At 68.4% G+C, this 21,171-nt stretch carries 18 protein-coding genes; 12 read left to right on the forward strand and 6 right to left on the reverse strand.

Translation table 11 applies throughout. The features are described from left to right. Positions 1 to 3: 3 nt before the first annotated feature. Positions 4 to 807 (reverse strand): alpha/beta fold hydrolase, encoded by an 804-nt coding sequence (locus tag AC3B5T_RS11560; protein ID WP_055475215.1) that lies wholly within the window; start codon positions 805 to 807, stop codon positions 4 to 6. A 218-nt stretch (positions 808 to 1,025) separates the two neighbouring features. On the opposite strand from AC3B5T_RS11560, the gene AC3B5T_RS11565 reads away from it, so the two are divergent. From AC3B5T_RS11565 to AC3B5T_RS11580, 4 genes are read left to right on the forward strand one after another with little or no spacing between them, the layout of a single operon-like run. After that, complete coding sequence (locus tag AC3B5T_RS11565) at positions 1,026 to 2,981, forward strand: hypothetical protein (RefSeq protein ID WP_055475214.1); 1,956 nt, start codon at positions 1,026 to 1,028, stop codon at positions 2,979 to 2,981. A 6-nt stretch (positions 2,982 to 2,987) separates the two neighbouring features. Further along, complete coding sequence (locus AC3B5T_RS11570; RefSeq protein ID WP_055475213.1) at positions 2,988 to 4,541, forward strand: hypothetical protein; 1,554 nt, start codon at positions 2,988 to 2,990, stop codon at positions 4,539 to 4,541. Beyond that, positions 4,541 to 6,145 (forward strand): glycosyltransferase, encoded by a 1,605-nt coding sequence (locus tag AC3B5T_RS11575; RefSeq protein ID WP_488358693.1) that lies wholly within the window; start codon positions 4,541 to 4,543, stop codon positions 6,143 to 6,145. The genes AC3B5T_RS11570 and AC3B5T_RS11575 overlap by 1 nt, the downstream gene beginning before the upstream one ends. Then, positions 6,145 to 7,797, forward strand: a complete 1,653-nt coding sequence (locus AC3B5T_RS11580) for a glycosyltransferase family 39 protein (RefSeq protein WP_488358763.1) — start codon at positions 6,145 to 6,147, stop codon at positions 7,795 to 7,797. Before AC3B5T_RS11575 ends, AC3B5T_RS11580 begins: the two co-directional genes overlap by 1 nt. A 28-nt stretch (positions 7,798 to 7,825) precedes the next feature. Here the strand turns inward: AC3B5T_RS11580 and AC3B5T_RS11585 are convergent, their stop codons facing one another. Then, complete coding sequence (locus tag AC3B5T_RS11585) at positions 7,826 to 8,953, reverse strand: beta-mannosidase (RefSeq protein ID WP_488358694.1); 1,128 nt, start codon at positions 8,951 to 8,953, stop codon at positions 7,826 to 7,828. Positions 8,954 to 8,986: 33 nt separating this feature from the next. On the opposite strand from AC3B5T_RS11585, the gene AC3B5T_RS11590 reads away from it, so the two are divergent. Then, a complete protein-coding gene (locus AC3B5T_RS11590; RefSeq protein ID WP_488358695.1) occupies positions 8,987 to 9,517 on the forward strand; it encodes a DUF2599 domain-containing protein in 531 nt (176 codons plus the stop codon). A 30-nt stretch (positions 9,518 to 9,547) separates the two neighbouring features. Here AC3B5T_RS11590 and AC3B5T_RS11595 read toward each other — a convergent pair whose 3' ends face one another. From AC3B5T_RS11595 to AC3B5T_RS11605, 3 genes are read right to left on the reverse strand one after another with little or no spacing between them, the layout of a single operon-like run. Next, on the reverse strand, positions 9,548 to 10,417 hold the full coding sequence (locus tag AC3B5T_RS11595; protein ID WP_014925527.1) for a metal ABC transporter permease: 870 nt from the start codon (positions 10,415 to 10,417) through the stop codon (positions 9,548 to 9,550). Then, the gene (locus AC3B5T_RS11600) at positions 10,414 to 11,256 is read right to left on the reverse strand and encodes a metal ABC transporter ATP-binding protein (RefSeq protein WP_488358696.1); all 843 of its coding nucleotides are present in this window, start codon (positions 11,254 to 11,256) and stop codon (positions 10,414 to 10,416) included. The genes AC3B5T_RS11595 and AC3B5T_RS11600 overlap by 4 nt, the downstream gene beginning before the upstream one ends. Next, a complete protein-coding gene (locus AC3B5T_RS11605; RefSeq protein WP_488358697.1) occupies positions 11,253 to 12,224 on the reverse strand; it encodes a metal ABC transporter solute-binding protein, Zn/Mn family in 972 nt (323 codons plus the stop codon). Before AC3B5T_RS11605 ends, AC3B5T_RS11600 begins: the two co-directional genes overlap by 4 nt. Positions 12,225 to 12,351: 127 nt before the next feature. On the opposite strand from AC3B5T_RS11605, the gene mshA reads away from it, so the two are divergent. From mshA to AC3B5T_RS11620, 3 genes are all read left to right on the forward strand, one after another. Beyond that, positions 12,352 to 13,707 (forward strand): D-inositol-3-phosphate glycosyltransferase, encoded by a 1,356-nt coding sequence (mshA, locus tag AC3B5T_RS11610; RefSeq protein WP_055475264.1) that lies wholly within the window; start codon positions 12,352 to 12,354, stop codon positions 13,705 to 13,707. 66 nt (positions 13,708 to 13,773) lie between these two features. Next, positions 13,774 to 14,388, forward strand: a complete 615-nt coding sequence (locus AC3B5T_RS11615; protein ID WP_010842055.1) for a type III secretion system chaperone family protein — start codon at positions 13,774 to 13,776, stop codon at positions 14,386 to 14,388. A gap of 81 nt (positions 14,389 to 14,469) precedes the next feature. Further along, the gene (locus AC3B5T_RS11620) at positions 14,470 to 16,077 is read left to right on the forward strand and encodes an AMP-binding protein (protein ID WP_488358698.1); all 1,608 of its coding nucleotides are present in this window, start codon (positions 14,470 to 14,472) and stop codon (positions 16,075 to 16,077) included. 76 nt (positions 16,078 to 16,153) lie between these two features. Here the strand turns inward: AC3B5T_RS11620 and AC3B5T_RS11625 are convergent, their stop codons facing one another. Beyond that, positions 16,154 to 17,602, reverse strand: a complete 1,449-nt coding sequence (locus AC3B5T_RS11625; RefSeq protein ID WP_055475208.1) for an APC family permease — start codon at positions 17,600 to 17,602, stop codon at positions 16,154 to 16,156. 150 nt (positions 17,603 to 17,752) lie between these two features. On the opposite strand from AC3B5T_RS11625, the gene AC3B5T_RS11630 reads away from it, so the two are divergent. The 4 genes from AC3B5T_RS11630 (at position 17,753) to AC3B5T_RS11645 (ending at position 21,156) form a co-directional block, all read left to right on the forward strand. Then, complete coding sequence (locus AC3B5T_RS11630) at positions 17,753 to 18,499, forward strand: phosphoglyceromutase (RefSeq protein WP_010842052.1); 747 nt, start codon at positions 17,753 to 17,755, stop codon at positions 18,497 to 18,499. An 80-nt stretch (positions 18,500 to 18,579) separates the two neighbouring features. Continuing rightward, positions 18,580 to 18,900, forward strand: coding sequence for a GNAT family N-acetyltransferase (locus AC3B5T_RS11635; protein ID WP_010842051.1), 321 nt, complete (start codon positions 18,580 to 18,582; stop codon positions 18,898 to 18,900). A gap of 118 nt (positions 18,901 to 19,018) precedes the next feature. Continuing rightward, positions 19,019 to 20,473 (forward strand): sensor histidine kinase, encoded by a 1,455-nt coding sequence (locus AC3B5T_RS11640; RefSeq protein WP_488358699.1) that lies wholly within the window; start codon positions 19,019 to 19,021, stop codon positions 20,471 to 20,473. After that, the gene (locus tag AC3B5T_RS11645; protein ID WP_010842049.1) at positions 20,470 to 21,156 is read left to right on the forward strand and encodes a response regulator transcription factor; all 687 of its coding nucleotides are present in this window, start codon (positions 20,470 to 20,472) and stop codon (positions 21,154 to 21,156) included. Before AC3B5T_RS11640 ends, AC3B5T_RS11645 begins: the two co-directional genes overlap by 4 nt. The last annotated feature ends 15 nt before the right edge of the window (positions 21,157 to 21,171 follow it).

The following is a 21,171-nucleotide window of genomic DNA, read 5'->3' on the forward strand; positions in this document are numbered from 1 at the left end:
GACTCAGCCGAACTCCCACACCGACGGCGGGTCGGCGGCGAGGAACGACAGGACGAGCGGATTGAACAGCTCGGGCGACTCCACCGGCAGGATGTGGGTGCCCGGGATGACGGCCAGCCGTCCGCGCGGCAAGGTCCGCGCGAGTTCCAGCGCGTGTTCGAGGCGGACGAGCCCCCGGTCGGCGACCACCACGAGCGTCGGCGCCTCGACTCGTGCGAACGCGGCGACCTCGCAGTCCGGTTCGGTGGTCAGCATCCGGACCGCCTTGTCGTAGACGGTGTCGAAGTGCTCGGGTCCGTCGGGTGAGGTGGTGTCGTAGTAGATGCGCAGGTAGTCCACCGTGGCCGGGTCGCGCCGCGTCACCTGGTCGATGAACTCGTCGGCGGTTCGGCCGGCACTGTTGAGGTATCCGCCGACGAACACCAGCCGGCGGACGAGGTCCGGACGTTCGCGGGCGACGAGCAGCGCGACCGGGGCGCCGTCGGCCCAGCCCACCAGATGGGCCGGTCGGCATACGACGGTCTCGAGATAGACGATCGTGCGTGCGACGATGCGTTCGAGGCTGAAGTCGCCCGGGAGATCGGGGCTGTGTCCGTGACCGGACCGTTCGGGTACGAACAGTTGCAGGCCGGCGTCGAGAAATGCGGGGATCTGCGTTCCCCACGCGGACGCCGAGGCGAACAGCCCGTGGAGCAGCACCACCGGCGGGCCGTGCGCCTCCCCGGCGGTGAAGTGCCAGATCGTCGCGTCGGCGATGTCGACGTAGACGCCGCCGTCGACGTGTTCACCGGCGTGAACCTGTCGCATCGCGCTCCCTCGAGTTCGCCGGACTTCTCGACCCCCGCCATGGTCGCAGAGTTCGGCCCCTGTTCGGGCGAACGTGTGCGAATCGAAACGCCCGCAATGCCGGCGGAGGCAGGCGACACGACAGGGACCCGAAAAGGTGTCCCAATCGTTCACATCCGATAAGTTCTTCTGCGGGGCGGTGCACAGGTCGGGAACGGGGAGCACTCGAAGGGTGAGAAATGCACGTGTCCTGGGGATCTCGCGGTCGATCGCGCTCTCGACTACTCCGCACATCGTCCGTGCTGCTCGCCGGTCTCCTGCTCGCGGCGACCGGTTCGATGGGCACGGTCCCCGTCGCCGGCGCGGCCCCCGGTGACCCGCCGCCGCCACTGAGTCTGCGCGACCTCGGCTCGTCGACGACCATCTCGTTCCCCGGGCAACAGGGCGAGGTCAGTCTGGCCCTGGCGGTACCGCCGAATCTCACGCCGACCGAACTCCGCGGCGTCGCACAGTATCCGGCGTTCGTCACCGGTGGCAACGTCGACGTCCTGCAGGAGGGCAGGCTGATCTCGCGCACGCCCATCAGCCCGTCGGTCAACTCGCCCATCGTCCTGCCCCTGCGCGGTGTCCGGGTTGATCGCAACGCCGCCGACCTCGTCCTGCGGACCTACCTGCGTACCGCGGGCACCTGCCTCTTCGATCCGGATTCGGGGTTCCGGATCGAGAACGCGACCGCGTCCTACGGCGGACGGGAAGCGGCCCCGAACAGCGTCGCCGAGTTCCTCCCTCCGGTTCTGCGCAAGCTCACCATCTACGTCCCGGACGACGTGCGGCCCGCCGAGGGAGCCGCGGCCGTCTCGCTGGCGACCGCCGTCGTGGCGAACTACGGCTCGGCCGCCGTCGAGATCGAGACCGATTCGCTGTCCCGGCGCGCCGCGGCCCCCACCGAGGCCGTCGAGCCGCTCGAACGGCAGGTGGTCATCAACTCCGATCTGCTCCAGGGACTGAGTCTCGCTCCCGGCGCCGCGGGGTGGCCCGTGCTGCGGATCGGCGGTGGCGCCGACCAGCTGCCGTCGCAGGTCGGCTTCCTGACCTCGAACCTGTCGTCGATCGCGATCAGTTCCGCGGCCGTGGCCGGCGCGCCGTTCGACGCGCCCCAGCTCGCCCCGGTCGTCAACACGCTGGCCGACCTGGGTGTCGGCGATCAACAGGTGACCGCCACCGGCTGGCCGTCGATCTCCTTCGGCGTCGACCAGACGCGCCTGGGGCGGCCGTCGAAGAACGTCCGGGTCCAGGTGAAGGGTGCCTATACGCCGATGGGCGGGCAGATCGCGGTGGCGATCGGACCGCGGGTCATCGCGTCCTGGCCGGCCGACGGGTCCGGCAGCTACGACCACTGGGTGGACATCCCGCAGGACCTGTTGACGCGATACACCGAGCTGACGGTCACCTACAACCACGGCGACGTCCGCGAACAGTGCGGGGAGGGGGTGCGCAGCTCGTTGAGCCTCGACTCGTCCGGTGAGGTCCGCTCCGAGCCCGCCGACCCGCCCGCCCCGGCCGGCTTCGTGTCACTGCCGCAGTCGCTGATGCCGAGCACCGCGGTCGCATGGACGGCGGGCGACGTCGCCGACGTCCGGCGTGCGGTGTCGCTCATGTCGGGTCTGCAGCGCCTGTCCGCGGTGCGCCTCGGGGTGGAGGTGATGCCCGTCGACGACGCGATGGCCACCGACGGTCCGGCCGTGATCATCGCCGCCGACGGTCGCGGCGTCCCGGACGTGGACCTGCCTGTCACCGCGGACGGCGGCACGATCTCGGTCCGCGACGACGACGGCCGGCGCTCGGAGGTGGTCGTCACCCCGACACTGCAATTCGGCTCGCTGCAGGTGGCGCGCGATGCCGGCCGGACCGTGCTCGTGGCCAGCTCGACCGACGATTCCGCGGACCTCGACGCCGTGCTCACCTGGCTGGAGGCCGATCCCGACCGGTGGCCGTCGCTCAACGGTGACGCCCTGCTGCAAGTGGCCGGGGAGGAACCGGTGGAGGTGCTGGCCGACGAGGGCCGGCCGGAGACGGAGTCGTCGGACGGTTCGCTGTGGCCCGCGGTGGCGGTCACGACCGTCGCCGTCCTCATCGCCGCCGTCGCGGCGACACTGGTGCTCCGGCGCCGGCGCCGGCACACCGACGGGGACTGATCTCCGGTGCCATCGACCGTCTCCAGGGTCGTCGACTCGAGAGTCGTCGGGGTGGCGACGCGCCGGAAACCGGCGCAGCCGGTCCGGATGTTCGTCGAGCACCCCGACCGGGCCATCGCCCTGCGATGGCTGTTCCTGCTCGCCTGCACCGCACTCGGCTTCTGGAACACCATCCGGGCCGTCGCCGACGAGCTCATGGCGCAGACGCTGATCCTGTACGTGCCGGTACTCGTCGTCCTGAGCCTCGTCGCGGTCGTCGGTGTCTCGTGGCGCCGCTTCGACGAACTGCCGATCTACGACCGGCAGACCGACGTCATCGTCGGGATCGTCGTGCTCATCCTGTCGCTGGCGATGAAGTACCTGGTCAACCCGCGCTACGCCCGTGCGTATCTCACGACCCACATGGACCTGCTCGCGCTGTGGCTGTTCGTGCTCGGGGCATCGATCCTGTTGTTCGGGCTGCGTCCCGTCGCGCGATACCGGTGGGCGTGGCTGCTGTTCGCCCTGATCTTCCCGTTGCCGGTGCGCGGAGTCGTGCTGCCGCTCGGAGGCACATCCCTGGCCGCGGGTTTCACGCTGGTGCTGATGGCGGTGGCTGCGACCGCGATCGCGGTGGGCCGGACGTGGCGGCGCAAGGCGCTCGCGGCGTTGCTCGCCGGGGGCATCGGGACCGGTGCGCTGGTGATCTTCTATCTGCTCGACGCACCCCGCAACGTCCTCGTCCCGTACCCGGCGCTCATCGCCGCGCTCGCCACGTCGTCGTACATGCTGTTCGACTACCGGAGGCGCGGCGGAATGCACTGGGCGCCACCGGACGCCGGACACTTCGCGGCGCCGAAGGTGGCATTCGTGGGACGGCCGGGCCTGGTGGTACTCCTGGCCGCGGTCATCCTCGCGATGATCCCCACCCCGCCCGTCGGCAGCACGTGGCAGAGCGCGCGGTTCCCCCAGCTCGACATCGGTCCGGCGCTGGTGGTGCCGGTCGGGTGGCGACAGGAATCGGTCGGCGTCTACGGCTGGGTCAGCCGCCTGTACGGACCCGGTGCGACGCTCAACCGGCAGGTTCTCGTGCAGAGCCGCGGAACGCGGGCGTTCGACAAGTTCGCGCGACCGCGCCGGGTCGTCGTGGACAGCGTCGACAGCCGGCGGTCCCTGGCGCTCGAGGTGTATCCGGACATCTTCCGGTACGACCTCTCCCGGGATCGGTCGAGCGAGCCGTTCGACCTGGCGCTGCCGTTCGGGGTCGAGGGAAAGTTGTGGAGTGTCGTCGACGACGAGCGATACCTGACCTACACCGTGCTGTCGTGGTGGTGGACCAACGGGAACCGCACGCAGCAGGTCATGCTGTGGGCGGTCGACAACCACGAACCCGACGCGTACTTCCCCGAACCCCGGATCACCATCCTGGCGAACCTCAACTCGCTGATGATCATCTTGCTGCGCGGCAACTCGGTGCTGAGCGACAGCGACCCGCAGTACAAGGACCGCACCCTGCTCATCCAGCTGGCCGGCGCGTTGATCGGCGCACAGCTCGGCGCCGAGGCGGTGGAGGAGCGGTGATGAACGCAGCCGACGGAAGCGACGACCACGAGATGCGGGACGCGGACGCACCCGGCGTCGCGCGGAGCACCCGGCCCCGGCGTCCGGTCGCCGAACTGCTCGCCGACCCGGCGTACCGGGCGCAGGCACTCGACGACGCGGTGAACCGCCTCCGCGATGCCGACGCGGACATGTCGGCGTCGGTGGCGTTCAGCCGGATCCAGAAGATCATCGGATTCACGGTCCTCGGCCTCGTCGCCGTCGCGATGGTCTTCTATCCAGTCGGAACCTGCGCGACGCTCGTGTCGATCGCCACCATCGGGTATGTGGTCACCCTCGTCGACCGGGTGGTGATCTTCCGCCGCGGACTGGTCAACGGGGCGATCCGGGTGTCCGACGAGCAGGCCCGGTCGATCCCCGACGACGAGCTGCCCTACTACACCGTCTTCGTCCCGGCCTACGGTGAGCCCGAGGTGGTCGGGCAGCTCGTGGCGGCGATGGAGACCATCGAGTATCCGCGCGAGAAGCTGCAGGTGCTGTTGCTCCTCGAAGAGGACGATGAGCCGACGATCGAGGCGGCGCGCGGGGTCGAGGAGAACGGCATCGTCACCGTTGTCCTGACACCGCCGGCGCAACCCCGCACCAAACCGAAGGCGTGCAACTACGGAATGCACTTCGCCACCGGCGACATCGTCACGATCTTCGATGCCGAGGACAAACCCGATCCGCTGCAGTTGCGCCGCGCCGTCCATGTGCTGAACAACTCCGACGACGAGTCGGTGGTGTGCGTCCAGGGCAAGCTCAGCTTCCACAACGTGCGCGACAACCTGCTGACCGAGTGGTTCACCGCCGACTACGGGATCTGGTTCGGGTTCCTGCTGCCGGGCATGATGGTCAGCCGGGCGCCGATCCCGTTGGGCGGCACGTCGAATCACTTCAAGCGCGACGTCCTCGACACGATCGGGGCGTGGGATCCGTTCAACGTGACCGAGGACGCCGACCTCGGTGTGCGCATCGCCGACCACGGATACCGCACCCTCGTGCTCGACTCGGTCACGATGGAAGAGGCCAACGTCGACGCCATCAACTGGGTCCGCCAGCGCTCCCGTTGGTACAAGGGCTACATGCAGACGTGGCTCGTCCACATGCGTCACCCGGTCAAGTTGTGGCACATCCTCGGGCCGGTCGCATTCGTGCGGTTCACGCTGCTCATCGCCGGGACGCCGGTGATCGCCTGCCTCAACATGGTCTTCTGGCTCATCCTGGCCATGTGGATCGGCGGGCAGCCCGCGTTCGTCGCGGAGTTGTTCCCCGGGCCCATCTACTATCTGGCGCTGCTCTCGATGCTGCTGGGCAATGGCGCCGCGATCTACATGAACCTGATCGCGATCCGCGAGGACGACCGCAGCGAGTTGCTGCTGTCGGCGCTGCTGATCCCGCTGTACTGGCTGATGATGAGTGTCGCCGCCATCAAGGGCATGTGGCAGATCCTGGTCAATCCGTCGTACTGGGAGAAGACCTTTCACGGTCTGTCGACGAGCAGCCAGAGTGCGGAGAGCGATCAGGCCGGCCAGAAGGACGGCGACGAGGACGACACCGCGGAACCAGCGGGAGCCCGGACGTGATGCGCCGCGTCCCGGCCGGGGTGATCATCTTCCTGGCCGCGTGGATCCCCTACCTCGTCATCGGGATCTACCTTGCCACCGAGGTCCATCTGTTGTTCGGCGACGCGCTGTCGCGGGTGCAGTCGGCGCAGAGCGTGCTGTTCAGCCGCTCCCCGCACCTGGCGGCGATCGGCTTCGTCTTCACCCCGCTGACAGCGGTCGTCCAGCTGCCCCTCGTCGCGTTGAGTCCGTGGTTCCCGGAGATGACGACGCACGCGGTGTCGGCGGTGATCATGTCGTCGGCCTTCATGGCCGGATCGATCGTGCAGATCTCCGGCATCGCACGCGATCAGGGACTCAGCCCGCGCGTGGCGGGCACGTTCACGGTCCTCTACGCGATCAACCCGATGATCGTCCTGTACGCGGCCAACGGGATGAGTGAGGCGCCCTACCTCTTCTTCCTCGCCTGGGCGTCCCGGCGACTCATCCGATGGGTGTCCACCGACGACGTCCACGAACTCGTCGTCGCGGGGATCGCGCTGGCGCTGTCCTACCTCACCCGCTACGACGGCGGTGCCGCGGCGATCGCGGCCGCGTTCGTGGTCGCCTGGGTGACCTACTCCCGGCACGACCCCGCGAAGCGGGTGCCTCGTGTCCTGCTCGACGTGACGCTCACCCTCGCGCCCAGCGCGTTGGCCTTTCTCGCCTGGGCGGCGGCCGGGTGGCTCATCACCGGTGACGCCTTCGCCCAGTTCACCTCGGAATACGGCAATGCCGCGATCATCGCCCAGTCCGGCGGCAGCGGCTCGGCCACCACCGGAGACGCGGTGAGGTTCTCGCTCACCGAGATCACCATCCTCGCGCCGCTCCTGCCCATCCTGATCCTCGGACTGATCGCGGTGCGCGCGCGCCGGCGCCGCCTGATGCCGTTGCTGCCCGTACTGCTGATCGTCGCGGTACTCGCGTTCCAGATCTTCGGTTACTCACGCGGATCGACGTTCGGCTTCCTGCGGTTCTACATGACCGTCATCCTGCTGGCCGCGATCGTGGCCCTGATGTCGGTGCCGCTGCGGCATCAGGTTCCCGTGCGGCGCATGGGCGCACACGCCTATCTCGCCCCGGTGCGTCCGTACGCCTCCCGGTGGGGGTACAAGATCGCGGTCACGGTGGCGCTCGTCGTCGTCGCGGCGGCGCTCCCGGTCACGACCTACGGCATGACGTCACCCAAGTACGCGCCGCAGGAGTTCGCTCTCGGATCGGTGGTTCGTCCGCAACCGGATTCGGTGTCTCCCAAGTACCTCGGCGAGGAACGCATCGTGCGCTCGTTCTCCACCGAACGCGCGCTCGCGGAGTACCTCGACGACCTGCGGCTGCCCGACGGATCGGTGTTGTGCGACACCGTCTACGGGTTCGCGGTGGTGGCGCAGTCCACCCGGCCCCGACAGTTCGTCATCCCCTCCGACCGTGACTTCACCGAACTGCTCAACGATCCGCGCAACGGCGGGGTCCAGTACTTCCTCACCGTTCCCTCGGCCGGCCGGGGTCTGTCCGACGCGATCAATCAGCGGTATCCGACCATGTACGAGAACGGGGCCCAGCTCGGGGTGCTCGCGCTCGAGGCCCGTAACGACGGCGCCGATCTACCGGATTGGCGGATGTACCGAATCCTGTGATCCCCGAGGGTTTTCGTAGACCGCCGGGTCATAGGATGTTGGCGCGGACCACACTCCAGGCCGGGTCGAACGGTCCGATGTCGTAGGTGCACGACGACTCCCGGGGATCCGGGACGAAAGCCCACAGCAGCGCGCCGGCGACACCGAGCGCGCGGTGGTTCGCGATGATGTCCTCGAACGCTCGGGCGCGCGTCGTCGCGGGCAGGCAGGAGCCGGCGTCGATGCCGATCTCGTTGACCATTAACGGCTTTCCGGCGCTCCGGGCCTGACGGACGCGAGTCGCCAGGTCGCTGCCGAGCGGACCGGAGGTCTGGCCGCGTCCGGTGCGGTAGTCGTGGAAGTCGAGTACGTCGATGCCGGGAGACCGGGCGACGTCGAGATAACCGGGACCGGCCAGGCCGCACTGGTCGCCGCCGACGAGACCCGCGAAGATCGGCCGGTCGGCGTCATAGGAGCGCAGCAGCGCGCCCGCCGAGTCGAAGAACGACCGCAGGACAGCGGTGGCGTCGGCGGGACAGGTGCGCGCGTCCAACTCGCACGAGTCCGGACCGCACCGGCTCGCCTCCGGCTCGCCGACGAGCTCCCAGCCGACGACCGACGGTTCGTCGTGCCACCGTGTCACCGCGGTCTCGACCCACTGCGCGAAGGACGGCTGGTTGACCGACGGCGGTGTGCGCCAGCCCCGGGCGTAGAACTCACGGTCCTTGAACCGGCCGTCCTCGCAGTCCCCGGACCCGCCGGCGAGTACCGGCAGCACCAGCTGGCGATGCCGGGCCGCGGCGGCGAAGACCCGGTCGAGCGGCGCGAAGTCGAGGAGCCCGCTGCGCTTGTGAACGGCGAAGGACGAGAACACATTGAACCGGGTCAGTGCCCGCGGGGGCAGTTTCGCGAAGTAGGCGTCGAGGTCGACCTCGGCACCGCACCCGCTGTTCACCGCCCAGTCGGTGCCCAGTTGGTAGGCGTTGAAACCGGCGGGCCACCACGGCTTTCCGTCGAGGACGAGCCCGCCCGGGGTGGCCTGGACCCGCTGCGTCGGCGTCGGCTGGAGGGGGCCGGGGTCCGGCGTGCGGGCGCACCCGGTGAGGCACAGGAGAACTCCGGCGATCGCGGTGAGCACCACGGCGAGCGTCCGCGTCCTGCTGCGTCGGGGGACCACAGGTGCAGGTTACTCGTCACCTAAGGTGGCGGTATGACGTCGGGGCCGGACGAGCCGGGGTGCGCGGGGAGCCCGCGGGCGGTGGTGCTCGTCGCCGCCGTCGTCGCGCTGATCGCGCTCCTGTCCGCCTGCGGGCAGCCGACGCCGAACTCCCCGGCGGCGGGCAGTGCCACCTCACCCGAACCGACGACCCCGCCGGTCACCACCGCCATGCCGTACCCGGCGACGTCGTCGGCGCCCGCGCCGGTCGTCTACCGCCCGCCCTACATCGAGCGAACCGAATGGACCGACACCGCCGTCGGTCCGAGTCTCTCGGTGTTCCCCACGCGCTCCGGGCGCTACACCACCGAACCCGGCGCGATGGCGTCCGCGTGGGCCGAGGTCGTCGCGCTCGATCCCACCGCCGACACACCCGGCATGCAGGCCCAGTTCGACTGCCACTGGCGGTTCGCCCGTCTGGTCGAGCCCGAGAAGCCCAGCTGGAACCTGGAACCCGGACGTCCCGTCGTCGCCGAGGAGGACATGGTCGGCGCCGGCTGCAACCCCGGCTTCGCCGAGGAATGACCCGTCAGCGCGTGCGGTGCACGCCGTGACTCAGCGAGTGCGATGCACGCGGCGGTTCCCGATGATCCGGCACACGACGTAGATCGCGAACGAGATGATCGTGACGAAGACCGACACGGGCAGTTTCGGCGCGAGGGACATCAGCAGCCCGCCGACCGCCGCGACTTCGGCGAACACGACCGACAGCACCAGAGTGCGCGTCGGATTCGACGTGACGCGCGCGGCCGCGGCGCCGGGAGTGATCATCAGCGACATCACCAGCAGCGCGCCGATGATCTGCACGCCCTGCGCGGCCGCCAGGCCCATGATGATCGCGAACACCACGGACAGCGTCCGGATGGGTACGCCCTGTGCCTGCGCCACGCGGGGGTCGGTCGAGGCGAACAGCAGCGGCCGGTAGATCACGGCCAGCACGACGACGACGATCCCGGTGGTGATGGCGATCGCGACGAGCCCGTTGATGCCGACGCTGACGACCTGGCCGGTCAGCAGTGCGAAACCGGTGCCGATCCGGCCGTACAGGGCCAGGAAGAGCACGCCGATACCGAGGCCGAACGCCATCACGACGCCGATCACCGAATCGCGTTCCCGTGCCTTGTTGCCGAGGAAACCGAACACCGCCGCGGCGATGACCGCACCGATGACACCGCCGAGGTTCACGCTGAACCCGATCAGCAGGGCCGCCGCGGCGCCGGTCACCGACAGCTCGCTGGCACCGTGTACCGCGAACGACATCTGCCGGGCGACGATCAGCGGACCCAACAGGCCGCCGAGGAGGCCGAGCAGCACCATCGCGAGGAGCGCCTGCTGCATGAAGTCGTAACCGAGCAGGTCGATGGTCGTGGAGAAATCCCAGAGATCGCTCAGCGAGCGGTCGACGGCGGAGTAGGTGGTGCTCACGCCGGCCCGCCCGAGCGTGCGATTCCCGAATCCGTCTCCGCGGCACAGTGGTGGGCGTCCTCGCCGCCGATCACGACGAGACGGCCGTTGACGCGCAGCACCTCGACGTCACTTCCGTAGAGCTCGCTCAGCGTCTCCGTCGTCATCACCTCGTGCGGCGCACCGATGCGGAACCTGCCGTCGACGAGATAGAGCACGCGGTCGACGTAGGGGAGGATCGGGTTGATCTCGTGGGTCACGAAGACGACCGCGGTCCCCGCCTCGCGTCGGCGGCGGTCGATGAGTTCGACGACCACCTGCTGGTTGGTCGGGTCGAGGCTGGCGAGTGGTTCGTCGCAGAGCAGCAGGCCGGGATCGCTGACCACCGCCTGCGCGACCCGCAGACGTTGCTGCTCACCGCCGGAGAGGACGCCGAGCGGGGCGTCGGCGTACGGCAGCGCGTCCACCGCGCTCAGGGCGCGGTCGACCAGTTCGCGTCGCCGCGCCCGCCCGCGCAGACCGACGCCCCAGCGGCCGCCGTCGACACCGAAACCGACGAGGTCGCGCCCGCGGATGGCCATCGGGTCGGCGTCGTCCTCGGCGTGCTGCTGCGGGATGTAACCGACCGCGTCGATGGTGGCGACGCTGCCGCGGTCGAGCGCGTACTGGCGCAGCAGGACCCGCAGGAACGACGTCTTGCCCGAACCGTTCGGCCCCAGGACCGCGATGAACTCGCCGGGCTCGATGGTCAGGTTCAGGTCGTCCCAGAGAATCCGGTCGCCGAACGCGAGTCGGGCACCGGAGAACGCGACGACCGGACGCGCATCCGTTTCTGCCCCGTCGCTGCCTGTCCCGGTCAATTGGAACCGGAACCCAGCGCCGCGGACAGCGCGTCGATCTGGGCGCCCTGCCACACGAGGTAGTCGGTGACGCCGTCGGGCAGCGTCTCGGTGAACTTCACGACCGGAACGCCGGCCGAACCCGCGACATCGAGCATCGCCTGTGTCACCGGGTCCACGGCCTGGGTGTTGTAGATCAGCACCGCGGCACGACGGTCGGCGAGGATGTCCTGCAGCGCGGCGCGGTCGGCAGCGGCCGGTGACTGGCCTTCTTCGACGGCCTGGGTGAACCCGGCGGGCGCGATGTCGACGAGTCCGGCCTCGGTCAGCAGGTAGCCCGCGAGCGGTTCGGTCTGGGCGACCTCGGTGCCCTCGTGCTGCTGCCGGATGGTGGTGAGCTTCGCCCGCAGGCCGTCGATGCCGGTGGTGAAGGTCTCGGCGTTGGCGCGGTAGGTCTCCGCGTTGTCCGGGTCCTGCTCGGCCAGCGCGTCGGCGACCTTGTCGGCGACCTGGGCGACGACCGGGAGGTCGTAGAAGACGTGCTCGTTCTGATCGCCCTGCGAGTGGTCGTGGGCCCCGTCGGAATGGTCCCCGCCGGATGCGTGGTCGTCTCCGTGCGCCTCGGCGGAATGCTCGTCACCGCCCAGCAGGGAGTAGGCGTCGACGGCCGTCGCGTCGGAGTTCGCCGCGGCCTCCTCCATGTAGGAGTCGTAGTGGCCGCCGTTGAAGACCAGGACGTCGGCGTCGGCGATGGTCGCGGTGTCGGCGGCGGACGGTTCGAACTCGTGCGGGTCACCGTCGGCGTTGGTGTACAGCGCGGTGACCTGGGCCTTGTCCCCGGCGACGGCGGCCGCCACCGAACCCCACACGTTCGTGGAGGTCACCACGGTCGGGGGTCCGTCGCTCCCGCCGGAGTCGTTCGAGCAGGCGGACAGCACCAGGGCGGCGGCGGACAGCACGCCGGCCGCGGCCAACAGGGATTTCCTCATCGACAACCTTTACGCAAATGACAATCGTTACCGAAAGCAGTCTAGGCGATCGCGGCGGCGGGCGTGCAGGGTGTCCGCACGCCGGGGGACGCGTCGGCCGGTGCGGCGTTTCTCTATGGTGGAGACCATGACCTCCAGCCCGTCCCCGCGGCGTGTCGCGCTGATCTCCGTGCACACCTCGCCGCTGGCGCAACCGGGCACCGGCGACGCCGGCGGGATGAACGTCTACGTCTGGCAGACGGCGACCCGGCTGGCCCGCCGAGGAGTCGAGGTCGAGATCTTCACCCGTGCGACGTCGTCGGCCGATGCGCCGTCGGTCGCCGCCGCGCCGGGGGTCACGGTGCGCAATGTGGTCGCCGGCCCGTTCGAGGGCCTCGACAAGCGCGACCTGCCCGCCCAGCTGTGCGCGTTCACGGCCGGGGTGTTGCGTGCCGAGGCGGCCCAGGCGCCCGGTTACTACGACGTGATCCATTCCCACTACTGGCTCTCCGGCCAGGTGGGCTGGCTCGCCCGCGACCGGTGGGGTGTCCCGCTGGTGCACACCGCGCACACCCTCGCCGCGGTCAAGAACGCCTCACTCGCCGAGGGCGACACCGCCGAACCGCAACTGAGGGTGATCGGCGAACAACAGGTCGTCGGTGAGGCCGACCGGCTCGTCGCGAACACCGAAACCGAGGCGGCAGAGCTGCTCTCGATGTACGACGCCGATCCTGCCCGCATCGACGTGGTGACCCCGGGTGCCGACCTCGACTGCTACACCCCGGGTTCGGCCGCGCAGGCCCGGGCGGCACTGGGCCTCGACCCCGACGAGACGATCGTGACGTTCGTCGGCCGAATCCAACCGCTCAAGGCGCCGGACCTCCTCGTGGCCGCGGCCGCGCCGCTGATCTCCGAAGCCGCCTCGACCGGACGCAGACTGCGTCTGCTCGTGGTCGGCGGACCGTCGGGTTCCGGCCTCCAGCGACCGACCGCACTGATGGATCAGGTTGCCGAGCTGGGGATCTCGGACTCGGTGACCTTCCTCCCGCCTCAGCCGGCGCAACGCCTGGCGCAGGTGTACCGGGCGTCGGATCTGGTTGCGGTGCCCAGTCATTCGGAGAGTTTCGGCCTCGTCGCGATCGAGGCCCAGGCGTGCGGGACGCCCGTCATCGCCGCGAATGTCGGCGGTCTCGGGGTCGCGGTCGACGACGGGCGGACCGGTGTCCTGGTCAACGGCCACGCGGTCGGCGACTGGACCAACGCGCTCGAGAAACTCCTGGCGCAACCCGATCGTCTCGTCGAACTCGGCCACAACGCCCGTGCACATGCCGAGCAGTTCTCCTGGGATCACACGGTCGATCAGCTCCTGGAGAGCTACAGCCGAGCCATGCGGTCGTTCGCCGCGCGCCAGGGCCCGGAATCGCCCGACGCGACGGTGACGGCCGCGGCCTCGGCTCGCCTCCGGCGCCGCTGGCGTCGCCGGCGCAACCGGGTGACGGTCTGACGGTCTGACGCAGCCGGACACCGCCCGCTGCGCAAGGGATTCCGATTCCATCGAAGAGAGGACGCCGTGAGTCGCACCGAGGTCGTCGACCTGCTCGAGAAGACGCTGGGCGAGAACGAGATCGCCTTCACACGCAAGAGCGGCGGCGGCGCCGACGTCGACCACGTGGTCGTCGAGTTGCCCGGCGAACGCAAACTCAAGACCACGGTGCTGCTGACGGCGAGTGAGCACGGTGTGCGGGTGGAGGCCTTCGTGTGCCGCCGCCCCGACGAGAACCACGCCGGGGTGTACAAGCACCTGCTGAAACGCAATCGCCGGCTGTACGGGGTCGCCTACACCATCGACAACACCGGTGACATCTACCTGGTGGGCCGCATATCCGCCGATGCGCTGAGCTCCGGCGAGGTCGATCGCATCCTCGGACAGGTTCTCGAGGCAGCGGACGGCGACTTCAACACCTTGCTCGAGCTCGGCTTCCTCACCTCGATCCGGCGCGAGTGGGCGTGGCGGGTCTCGCGCGGCGAGTCCCTGCGCAACCTCCTCGCGTTCGAGCACCTCATCGACAAGGAGTCCCTGCCCGAGGCCGGTGCGCCGCTCGAAGGCCGCTATGTGCCGGGTGAATCGGTGGTCGACGGTGCCGATAAGGCGAGTGACGTCACCGCCGAATCGGACGAATCGTAGACTCTTCGCGAGAGGTCCACATCACATCATGTCAACATGCGTTGATACGATGCGGGCGAGAAATTCCCCAATGGAGGTGCCATGAGCTTCAAGAGTCCGTTCCCCGACGTCGAGATCCCCGATGTGAGCGTGTACGAGTTCCTGTTCGGCGCGGTGTCCGACGAGGACAAGGCACGCACCGCGCTCGTGGACCCGAAGTCGGGCGCGACGACGACGTACGCCCAGCTGATCTCGCAGATCGACGCGGCGGCGGGAGCGCTGGCGGCGCGGGGAATCGGTGTGGGCGACGTGGTCGGCATCCTGTCGCCCAACATCCCGGCGTTCGCGACGGTGTTCCACGGCATCCTGCGCGCCGGCGGTACCGCCACCACGATCAACGCGTTGTTCACCGGGCCGGAGATCGCCAAGCAGCTGCGGGATTCGGGCGCCAAGATGCTGGTGACGATCTCCCCGATGCTGGAGCAGGCCAAGGCGGCGGCCGACGAGGTCGGGCTGGCGGATGCGGATCTGATCGTCCTCGACGGGGAGGGCCAGGACAGCTCGGGTCACCCCAACGCCGCGGATCTGCTGGGCGCGGGACTGGCGGCGCCGGAGGTGTCCTTCGATCCGTCGACGCATGTCGCGGTGCTGCCGTATTCGTCGGGGACGACCGGTAATCCGAAGGGAGTGGCGCTCTCGCACCGCAACCTGGTCGCGAACGTCGCCCAGATCCGCCCGCTCCAGGGCATGGGTGCCGACGACGTGGTCATCGCGGTGCTGCCCTTCTTCCACATCTACGGCATGACCGTGCTGCTCAACGCCGCGCTCTACAACCGCGCGTCGCTCGTCGTCATGCCTCGTTTCGATCTCGTGGAGTTCCTGGAGAACATCCAGAACCACAAGGTGACGATGGCCTACATCGCGCCGCCGGTGGCCGTGGCGCTGGCCAAGCACCCGATCATCGACAACTACGACCTGTCGTCGCTGCACACGATGATGTCCGGTGCCGCGCCGCTCGACGACGAGCTGGGTCAGGCGGTGGCCAAGCGTCTGGACCTGCACATGCTGCAGGGCTACGGGATGAGTGAGCTGTCGCCGGTGAGTCACATGATCCCGGCCGACACGGCCGGTCTGCTGGGTCAGCAGGATCCGCCGCTGTCCTCGACCGGCTGGGCGGTGGCCAACTCGGAGAACAAGATCGTCGACCCGGCTTCGGGTGCGGAGATCGAGCTGCCGAGCGAGGGCCTGTCCGAGCCCGGTGAGTTGTGGGTGAAGGGCCCCAACGTGATGCTGGGCTACCTCAACAACGACCAGGCGACCGCGGACACCATCGACGCCGACGGTTACCTGCACACCGGCGACATGGCGCAGGTCGATCCGACGGGGTGCGTCTACATCGTCGACCGGCTCAAGGAACTCATCAAGTACAAGGGCTACCAGGTACCGCCCGCCGAGCTCGAGGCGTTGCTGCTGACCAACGACAAGATCGCCGATGCGGCGGTCATCGGGGTCATCGAGGCGGAGTCGGGGGAGGAGATCCCGAAGGCCTTCGTGGTACGTCAGCCGGGTTCGGAGATCACCGCGGACGAGGTCATCGAGTTCGTGGCCTCGAAGGTGGCCCCGCACAAGAAGGTTCGTGCGGTCGAGTTCATCGAGACGATCCCCAAGTCGGCCTCGGGCAAGATCCTGCGCAAGGACCTTCGCAAGTAACTTCGGCATCTCATCGACATCCGTATGACGTCGTGCCCGGAATCCGGGCACGACGTCATACGGATTCGAGTCGGACTCAGGGGATCTCGTGCGGCGGGATGTCGTCGTAGGCCGAGGTGGGTGCGGTCCCGGTGCGCTTGTTCCACCAGTAGGTGAGGGCCCAGAGGATCACGCCCAGGAGCAGCAGCCAGCCGGCGACGACATACTGTTCCGGATCACGTCCGGTGAACGGCAGTGTCAGGTATCCGCAGGTGACGGCGCCGATGACCGCGATCGGCGTGTACGTGCGGAAGTGCTTGTGGCCCACCTTGTCCTTGCGCAGCACCAGGACCGAGATGTTGACGACGGTGAACACCGCGAGCAGCAGCAGCGCGGTGGTGCCGCCGAGCAGGCCGACGATGGAACCCTTGGGGTCGGCGCTGACGTAGGTCAGCAGGCACAGCGCGACGACCGTGGTGAAGATGATCGCCGAGAACGGTGTGCGACGCCCGGGGTGGACGTAGGCGAGGAACTTCGGCAGGACGCCCTGCTTGGCCATGCCGTACAGCAACCGGCTGGCCATCATCATGTTGATGAGCGCGGTGTTGGCGACGGCGAACATCGAGATCCACGGCAGCAGATCGGACATCGGGAAATCGGGCGCGGCGGCCTGAACGACGTCGACGAGCGGCGTCTCGCTCTCCGACAGCACGCCGACGGGCACGATGGCGACCGCGCAGATCGCGATCAGGACGTACACGACGGCGGTGATCCCGAGGCCGCTCAACATCACCTTCGGGAAGATCCGCACCGGGTCCTTGCACTCTTCGGCCATGTTGACCGAGTCCTCGAAGCCGACGAGGGCGAAGAAGGCCAGTGACGTCGCGGCGGTCACCGCGATGAAGACGTTCTTGTCGTCGGGACTCTCGAAGGCCACCACCGCGTCCCAGTGTTCGGCGTTGCCGCCGATGATGAACCAGTAGCCGATGAACAGGACGAGCAACAGACCCGTCAACTCCACCAGGGTCAGCACCACATTGGTGCCGACGCCCTCCGCGACGCCGCGGAAGTTGATGAACATGACCAGCAGCAGGAAGCCGATGGCGATGGCGAACAGTGCTGGATTCGTGGCGTCGGGTGAGTCGCCGCTGAACGCGGTCAGCATGTTGACCGCGAAGGCCCGCGACGCGGTGGTCGCCGAGGTGATGCCCGAACACATCACCGTGAACAGCACGATGAACGTGATGAAGTGGACGCCGAAGGCCTTGTGCACGTAGAGCGCTGCGCCGGCGGCCTGCGGGTATTTCGTCACCAGCTCGAGATACGAGAAGGCGGTGAGGGTCGCGACCGTGAACGCGATGAGGAACGGCAGCCATGCCGCGCCGCCGACCTCGCCGGCGACCTGCCCGGTCAGCGCGTAGACGCCGGTGCCGAGGATGTCGCCGATGATGAACAACAGCAACAGCTTCCAGCCCAGTACGCGTTTGAGCTCGGGCTGCTTTTCCGCATTCTGGCCGGTGGAACCGGCATCTGTACTGGCTGTCATGCGATCACGCTAGACCTGCCCCGGTCCTTTCGCGCGGCGAATCGATGGGTTCATTACCATTTCGTCCTCCCGCGTCCTGCGCAGGGGTCGGCGCGGGATTCCGGCGGCGGTGCAGAGAAGGCGCGCACCGACTGTGGAAAACTATCCGCCATGAGCAACGGCACCTTGATCCTGATGCGTCACGGCGAGAGCGAATGGAATGCGTCCAACCAGTTCACCGGCTGGGTCGATGTGGCGCTGACCGACAAGGGCAAGGCCGAGGCCGAGCGCGGCGGCGAGCTCCTCGTCGAACACGACCTGCTGCCCGACGTCGTCTACACCTCACTGTTGCGCCGCGCCATCACGACCGCGCACATCGCACTGGACCGGGCCGACCGGCTGTGGATTCCGGTGATCCGCGACTGGCGACTCAACGAGCGTCACTACGGCGCGCTGCAGGGCCTCAACAAGGCCGAGACCAAGGAGAAGTTCGGCGACGAGCAGTTCATGCTGTGGCGCCGGAGCTATGACACCCCGCCGCCGGCGATCGAGCCCGACGCGGAGTACAGCCAGGTCGGCGACGCGCGCTACGCCGACCTCGCCGAGGTGCCGCTGACCGAGTGCCTCAAGGACGTCGTCGAGCGGTTCATCCCGTACTACCTCGAGACCATCGTCGCCGACGTCAAGGCGGGCAAGACGGTGCTGCTGGCCGCGCACGGGAACTCGCTGCGCGCGCTCGTCAAGCATCTCGACGGCATCTCCGACGAGGACATCGCGGGCCTGAACATCCCCACCGGCAACCCGCTCCGCTACGACCTCGACGACGATCTGAAGCCGCTGAACCCCGGTGGTACGTACCTGGACCCTGAGGCGGCCGCCGCCGGTGCCGCTGCGGTGGCCGCCCAGGGGCAGAAGTAGGCAGAGGGTCCGTTCGGACAACGAGACGTGACACGTTTCGCCATGGCGTCGACGGTGTGGCGCGCGCTACATTAGACGGCATGGCGGATGTGGATGCCCTGCGGATCGACCATTCACCTGCTCGGGAGCGGTACGAGGCGATCCTCGTCGCCGAGTCCACGGGCGAGGACGAGGTCGTGGGCTATCTGGACTATGTCTCCGAGCCGTACCAGGTCGTCGTGACGCACACCGTGATCCGGGAGCAGTTCAGCGGTCACGGCTATGCGGGGCACCTGGTCCGGTTCGTCCTCGAGGACATCCGCAGCAGCGGCAAGCAGGTGGTGCCGGTCTGTTCCTATGTCCAGCGTTTCATCGAACGCCACCCCGAGTTCGCCGACATGGCGGTGCCGGTTCCGCAATGACCGCCCCCGTCGCCGAGCTCTCGGCCCTCGCAGGGCCTCCGGCCAACTCCGCGTGAACAACTGCCGAACACCTTCGTCAGATGTGCGTTCGGAGTTGGTCGAGTCGTAAGCTGCCCCTGTGACCGCCGCTATCTCCGCCGCGACGATCGCGTTCGTACTCGCGCTCTGCCTCGGTGTCGTGATCGGTCGACGCACCCGGGACCGTGACCGGTCTCGCGGATTCGCGTTCTTCGATCGCTTCTCGCGTGGTTCCGCACCCGCCGACGCCACCGCGGCGCCGGTGTTCCCGGTGACCCTCGGTCCCCGTGCGGTGCCGTCCTGGGCGGAGGTCCGCGACTCGGATGTGCAGTCGACCACCGACGACGGGCGGATGACCAAGGCCGGTCTGCTGAGCATGGTCGTGCGCAACACCGAGACCGCCATCGCCGTCGTCGACGAGTTCCGCGACGTCGTCCTGTACAATCAGCGGGCCGTCGAACTCGGACTCGTGCGCGAGATGCTGCTGGCCGACCCCGTGTGGGATGCGGTGAAAGAGGTGCTCGACACCGGGGTGGAACGCCGCTTCGAGTTCAGCCCGCCGATGTCGAGCCTCGGCTTCGTCTCGACCGGCCGTACTCCGAGGCCCAGCGTCGAGCACGTGCGCTGTCACGCCAAGATCGTCGCGCAGGGCGACGAACGCTACGTCGTCGCATACGGCCTCGACGACACCGAACACAAGCGTGTGGAGGCGACCCGGCGCGACTTCGTCGCCAACGTCTCGCACGAACTCAAGACACCGGTCGGCGCGATCGGCCTGCTCGCCGAGGCGCTCCTGGAGTCGGCCGACGACACCGACTCGGTGCAACACTTCAGTCGCCGCGTGGTCGGCGAGACCAAGCGCATGGGCAACATGGTGAGCGAACTGCTGGCGCTGTCCCGGCTGCAGGACGGCGTCACCCCGGAGTTCACCTGCATCGACGTCGACTCGCTCATCGACGACGCGCTGGCCTCGGCAACCCTCGCCGCGGAGGCGGCGGCGATCGAGCTGCGCGCGGACGATCCGATCGGGGTGACCATCCGCGGCGACCGGCCACTGCTGCTCACCGCGCTGAACAACCTGATCTCCAATGCCGTCTCGTATTCGCCGTCGGACACCGTGGTCTCCATCAGTCGTCGGGTCATCAAGATCGACGGGCGGCCGATGGTCGCCATCGCGGTCACCGACCGCGGGATCGGGATCGAGCCGGAGGATCAGCAGCGCGTCTTCGAACGCTTCTTCCGGGTCGACAAGGCCCGCTCGCGGATGACCGGCGGCACCGGACTCGGACTGGCCATCGTCAAGCACGTGGCCGCCAACCACGGCGGCACCATCAACCTGTGGAGCAAGCCCGGTACCGGCTCCACGTTCACGCTGTGCATCCCGGAGGACCTGTCGGACACCGGCTGGCCGGAGGCGGCCGAACAGGCGCTGTCGAATCCGGATTCACCTCCCCGCGGACTCGGCGCCGGCCATCACGCCCCGCCGGCCCGGGTTGACGCAGCATCATCGAACGACCCGATTTCCGGTCACGACAACGAAGGAAACAAGAGTTGACCCACGTTCTGATCGTCGAGGACGAGGAATCGTTGGCGGATCCGCTGGCATTCCTGTTGCGCAAGGAGGGCTTCGAGGCCAGCGTCATCACCGATGGCGCACAGGCCCTGTCGACCTTCGATCGGGTGAGTCCCGACATCGTGCTCCTCGATCTCATGCTGCCCGGGATGTCCGGAACCGAGATCTGCAAGGCCCTGCGCACGCGGTCTAATGTCCCGGTGATCATGGTGACCGCGCGCGACAGCGAGATCGACAAGGTCGTCGGTCTCGAACTCGGCGCGGACGACTATGTGACCAAGCCGTATTCGGCTCGCGAACTGATCGCCCGTATCCGCGCGGTGCTGCGCCGCGGTGGCGACGTGCCCGACGACGGTCTCGAGATCGGGATCCTGGAGGCCGGGCCGGTCCGGATGGACGTCGAACGGCACACCGTGTCGGTCAACGGAACTCCGATCACGTTGCCGCTCAAGGAGTTCGATCTCCTCGAGTACCTGCTGCGCAACGCCGGCCGGGTGCTGACGCGCGGTCAGCTGATCGACCGGGTGTGGGGCGTCGACTACGTCGGCGACACCAAGACGCTCGACGTGCACGTCAAGCGGCTGCGTTCGAAGATCGAACCGGATCCGGCGAATCCCAAGCACCTCATCACCGTTCGCGGTCTCGGGTACAAGCTCGAGGCCTGAGCCACACCGGGCCGG

This window comes from Gordonia sp. G4, assembly GCF_057770005.1.

What these genes read in the sequence shown, in the direction of transcription:
- AC3B5T_RS11560 (WP_055475215.1), bottom strand. Translation starts at nt 807, where the DNA reads ATGCGACAGGTTCACGCCGGTGAACACGTCGACGGCGGCGTCTACGTC.
- AC3B5T_RS11565 (WP_055475214.1), top strand. Translation starts at nt 1,026, where the DNA reads ATGCACGTGTCCTGGGGATCTCGCGGTCGATCGCGCTCTCGACTACTC.
- AC3B5T_RS11575 (WP_488358693.1), top strand. Translation starts at nt 4,541, where the DNA reads ATGAACGCAGCCGACGGAAGCGACGACCACGAGATGCGGGACGCGGAC.
- AC3B5T_RS11580 (WP_488358763.1), top strand. Translation starts at nt 6,145, where the DNA reads ATGCGCCGCGTCCCGGCCGGGGTGATCATCTTCCTGGCCGCGTGGATC.
- AC3B5T_RS11590 (WP_488358695.1), top strand. Translation starts at nt 8,987, where the DNA reads ATGACGTCGGGGCCGGACGAGCCGGGGTGCGCGGGGAGCCCGCGGGCG.
- AC3B5T_RS11605 (WP_488358697.1), bottom strand. Translation starts at nt 12,224, where the DNA reads ATGAGGAAATCCCTGTTGGCCGCGGCCGGCGTGCTGTCCGCCGCCGCC.
- mshA (WP_055475264.1), top strand. Translation starts at nt 12,352, where the DNA reads ATGACCTCCAGCCCGTCCCCGCGGCGTGTCGCGCTGATCTCCGTGCAC.
- AC3B5T_RS11620 (WP_488358698.1), top strand. Translation starts at nt 14,470, where the DNA reads ATGAGCTTCAAGAGTCCGTTCCCCGACGTCGAGATCCCCGATGTGAGC.
- AC3B5T_RS11625 (WP_055475208.1), bottom strand. Translation starts at nt 17,602, where the DNA reads ATGACAGCCAGTACAGATGCCGGTTCCACCGGCCAGAATGCGGAAAAG.
- AC3B5T_RS11630 (WP_010842052.1), top strand. Translation starts at nt 17,753, where the DNA reads ATGAGCAACGGCACCTTGATCCTGATGCGTCACGGCGAGAGCGAATGG.
- AC3B5T_RS11635 (WP_010842051.1), top strand. Translation starts at nt 18,580, where the DNA reads ATGGCGGATGTGGATGCCCTGCGGATCGACCATTCACCTGCTCGGGAG.